The following is a 4,209-nucleotide window of genomic DNA, read 5'->3' as shown; positions in this document are numbered from 1 at the left end:
GACGCGCATCCCCGAGCTGCGCGATGCGGTGATGCGCGGCATGCGCGCCGGTCGCGCGGAGCACCGAGACGCATATGGCGCCTAGCGTATCGTCTCGTGCGGGCGCGCCCGGCGCATCCGAAGCGGGCCCGCGCGGGGCTGGTGTCGACGGTTGCGGACGCGGCATCACGTACCTGCGTATCGCGGTAACGGATAAGTGCAATTTCCGGTGCGTGTACTGCATGCCGGCCGAGGGCGTGCCTCCTCGTTCTCACGAGGAGATGCTGAGCGCCGAAGAGATCGCGCGCTTCGTGCGGATCGCTGCGCGCGAGGGAATCGCGAGCGTCCGCCTGACGGGCGGCGAGCCGCTGGTGAGCCATCGCATCGTGCCCCTTATACGCGAGCTGCGCGAGATTCCCGGTATCGAGGATATTTCGCTCACCACCAACGGGGCGCTGCTGCCGCGCATGGCGGGCGCGCTCAAAGATGCCGGCCTCGATCGCGTGAACATCTCGCTCGATACGCTCGATCCGGTGCAGTTTGGCGCTATCACGCGCCTGGGCCGCGTCGAGCAGGCGCTCGCTGGTATCGATGCGGCGTTGTCGCATGGCTTTCACCCGGTGAAGGTGAACTGCGTGGTCGTACGCCGCCTGCAGCAAGATGTATTCGGCATGGCCCGCCTCTCGCTCGAACGGCCCGTCCACGTGCGCTTCATCGAGTACATGCCCATCGGCAGCGACGAGGAGCGCGGCTTTCGGGCTGCGGATGCCGGCGAGGGGCCGGCGGGCGAGCTGCGTCCCGAGGCGTGGGATGCGAGCGACACCGTGCCCTCGCGCGAGCTGCGCGAGCGCATCGACGCCGAGGCCGCGGCGGCGGGCATGGGGCCGCTCGAGGCGGCTGCCGAGGGCGGCGCGCCCGCGGGCGCGGGTCCGGCGCGCTACTGGCGCTTTCCCGATGCGGCTGGAACCGTGGGGTTCATCTCGGCCATGTCGAATCATTTCTGCGCGAGCTGCAACCGCATGCGCCTGACGGCCGATGGCGCCATTCGTCCCTGCCTGTTCTCCGACGCCGAATACCGGGTGTTCGATGCCCTGCGCGCCGGCGATGACGATGCGGTCGCGCGCATCTGGCGCGACGCCGTGTCGCATAAGCCCCGCGAGCACGAGGTTATCAAGGGCACCGAGCGCTTCATGTCCCAGATCGGCGGCTAGCTCGCTCGGCGCGGCGCCCCGTGCGCCGCGCTGCCGGGGGCGAGCGCGATGCCGCCGGCATCCCTTGCAGCGCCGGCGCCTGCGTCGGCGCTACAATGGGGCGACATTCGCTTCGAGCACAAGGAGCCCGCTATGGCAGACGCTGCATCCCGCGACGCGTATCGCGATGAACTCACGCACGTAGACGAACGAGGCGACGTGCGCATGGTCGATGTATCCCAGAAGGAGGCGACGCAGCGCACGGCCGTGGCCGAAGCGAGCATCCTCATGCATCCCGAGACGCAGGCGATGGTGCTCGAGGACCGCGCGAAGAAGGGCGACGTGCTCGCCTGCGCGCGCGTGGCCGGCATCATGGCGTCCAAGCGCGCGAGCGACCTCATCCCCATGTGCCACCCGCTCAACATCACCAAGAGCAAGGTCGAGATCGAGCCCATTCCCGCCCAGGGCCCCGGTGCGCGAGCAGACGGCCGCGTGGGCTTCCACGTGCTCGCCACCTGCGGCATCACCGGGGTGACGGGCATTGAGATGGAGGCCCTTACCGCCGCGAGCGTGGCGGCGCTCACCATCTACGATATGTGCAAGGCGGTCGATCGCGGCATGGAGATCGTCGATACGCGCTTGCTGCTTAAGGAGGGAGGCCGTTCCGGCACCTGGGCGCGCGTGCCCGAGGCCCCGGAGGATGACGCGCGCTCCTGCGTGGACGGCGGCTCGCTTTCGTGCGTGTTCGCGGCGGTTGACGACGAATCCGCAGCGCACGCGCTCGCCCCGGCTCCCGTGGTCGCGTTCATCGGCTACCAGAACTCCGGCAAGACCACGCTGGTCGAGAAGGTCATCGCCGAGCTCTCGGCGCGCGGCATGCGCGTGGGCTCCATCAAGCACCACGGGCATCACGGCTTCGACATCGACGTGCCCGGTAAGGACTCATGGCGCCACGCCCAGGCGGGCAGCCGCCATGTGGGCCTTATCTGCGCGAACCGCTATGCCGAGTACGCCGATACCGACAACGAGCTGCCGCTCGATGTGCTGTTGGACCGCTTCGTCGACGTTGATATCGTGATCGTGGAAGGCTATAAGGCGGCTGGTCTCGCCAACGTGGTGGTGGCGCGCTCCGGCGTCGACCGCCTGCGCGGCCAAAGCTCGCTCGACCTGGTGGGCGAGGGCACGCTGGCGCTTGCGTGCAACGACGCGCTGGCGAATCGCGTGCGCCTGGATCAGCCGGTCGTCGATATCAACGACGCGGGCGCCGTGGCCGACGTGGTCGAGGCCCATTGGCGGCGCGAGCGCTCGAACGTCTAGCCGCGCCGCGCCCGCACTTTCGCGCCCACGGTCGGCGTCCCGCGCCGCGGGCATATGGAGCCGTATCTCCGAACCGTCCGTGCGCCCCGTGGGTGCCAAGGCAACGTGCTAGGATAGTGAGTATCCGAGTCCCATCTGTTCGAACGAAAGGGAGCCCATGAGCAACGTTCTTGTTTTTGGCCACCAGAACCCCGATAACGACGCCATCATGTCCACCGTCGTCCTGTCCCAGCTGCTGAACCAGGTCGAGTTTGCCGGCAACACCTACACCGCGTGCTGCCTGGGTCCGCTGCCGGCCGAGTCCGCCAAGCTGCTTGAGGACGCCGGCGTTCCCGCCCCGACGCTGATCGATGCCATCGAGCCCGCGGTCGACGGCGACGAGGCCCAGCTCGTCATCCTCACCGACCACAACGAGCCCGGCCAGTCCGTCGCGGGCCTTGAGAACGCCACCATCTTCGGCGTCGTCGACCATCACCGTTTCGGCGATTTCACCACCGCCGCCCCGCTGCACATCGTGGCGCTGCCCTGGGGCTCCTCCTGCTCCATCGTGGCCAAGCTGTTCGAGGTCATGGGCGTCGAGCCTACGGATACCCAGGCCAAGCTGCTGCTCTCTGCCATGATGACCGACACCCTCATGCTCAAGAGCCCCACCGCCACCGCCGTGGATGCCGCTATCGCCGCCAAGCTCGGCGAGCAGCTCGGCGTCGACCCGGTCAAGTTCGGCATGGAGGTCTTCCTCACCCGTCCGTCCGGCTCCTTCACCGCCGAGCAGATGGTCGGCAACGACATCAAGATGTTCGAGGTTGCCGGCAAGAAGCTCCTCATCGGCCAGTACGAGACGGTCGATAAGTCCCGCGCCCTGGGCATGATCCCCGAGATCCGCGAGGCCATGCGCGCCTATGCTGCCGATAAGGCCGCCGACGGCATCGTGCTGTGCCTCACCGACATCATGGAGGAGGGCTCCCAGGTGCTGCTTGAGGGCGACACCGCGGCCGCTCAGAAGGGCCTCGAGATCGAGGACGTGGCCGAGGGCGTGTGGATGCCGGGCGTGCTCTCCCGCAAGAAGCAGGTCGCCGCTCCTATCCTGGCTGCAAACTAGCGCCAAGCGGCGTATCCGCTCGCACCCGCTCTATGGCAACGCCCCCGCATCTCCAAGGAGGTGCAGGGGCGTTTTCGTGTGCGTGGTCCTTGTATACACGCGCGGTTCGCAGCCTAGCGCAGAATCGCGGAGGCGAGGTAGATGATGTAGAACATCACGAAGATGAGACCGCAGCGGCGCGAGAAGGTGCGCGTGCGGCCCACGAAGGTGAACACCACCATGCACACGGCGAAGATCGCGATGAGTGCGAGGTCGAGGTTGTGGACCGGGTTGAACGCGACGGGCGCGAAGAGCGCCGGCGCGCCGGCAACGAGCAGCAGGTTGGTGATGACGGAGCCCATGACGTTGCCCACGGCGGTGTCGGCGTTGCCCTTGAAGGCGGCCACGGAGCTGGTGACCAGCTCGGGCAGGGCGGTGCCGACGGACACGATAGTGAGGCTGATGAGGACCTGGCTCACGCCGAGCGCGCTGGCGATGGCGACGGCGTTGTCGACCACGAAGTCGGCGCCGAACTTGAGCAGGGCGATGGCGATCACGATGAACACGAAGTCCCGGACGAGGGAGTGGCCGTCATCGGGTTCCTCGGCCGTTTTCACGCCGGCCTTCTCGTCGTCCTCGACCTCG

4 protein-coding genes are annotated in these 4,209 nt (G+C 67.8%); 3 read left to right on the top strand and 1 reads right to left on the bottom strand.

All coding sequences use genetic code 11. The features are described 5' to 3' along the window. Window positions 1-74 precede the first annotated feature (74 nt). The 3 genes from I2E26_RS03850 to I2E26_RS03840 all read left to right on the top strand — a co-directional run bounded on the left by I2E26_RS03850 (window position 75) and on the right by I2E26_RS03840 (window position 3,585). Window positions 75-1,190 (top strand): GTP 3',8-cyclase MoaA, encoded by a 1,116-nt coding sequence (locus tag I2E26_RS03850; RefSeq protein ID WP_195419674.1) that lies wholly within the window; start codon window positions 75-77, stop codon window positions 1,188-1,190. Between the two features lie 132 nt (window positions 1,191-1,322). Next, complete coding sequence (moaC, locus tag I2E26_RS03845; protein WP_195419673.1) at window positions 1,323-2,486, top strand: cyclic pyranopterin monophosphate synthase MoaC; 1,164 nt, start codon at window positions 1,323-1,325, stop codon at window positions 2,484-2,486. A 157-nt stretch (window positions 2,487-2,643) separates the two neighbouring features. Further along, a complete protein-coding gene (locus tag I2E26_RS03840; protein ID WP_195419672.1) occupies window positions 2,644-3,585 on the top strand; it encodes a DHHA2 domain-containing protein in 942 nt (313 codons plus the stop codon). Between the two features lie 113 nt (window positions 3,586-3,698). On the opposite strand, the gene I2E26_RS03835 is transcribed toward I2E26_RS03840, so the two are convergent. Continuing rightward, on the bottom strand, window positions 3,699-4,209 hold a 511-nt coding region (locus I2E26_RS03835; RefSeq protein WP_370551437.1), incomplete at its 5' end, for a sodium:calcium antiporter.

The sequence above is a fragment of the Collinsella sp. D33t1_170424_A12 genome, assembly GCF_015554865.1.
Lineage (GTDB): Bacteria > Actinomycetota > Coriobacteriia > Coriobacteriales > Coriobacteriaceae > Collinsella.
This window is presented reverse-complemented; position numbering and strand designations above follow the sequence as displayed.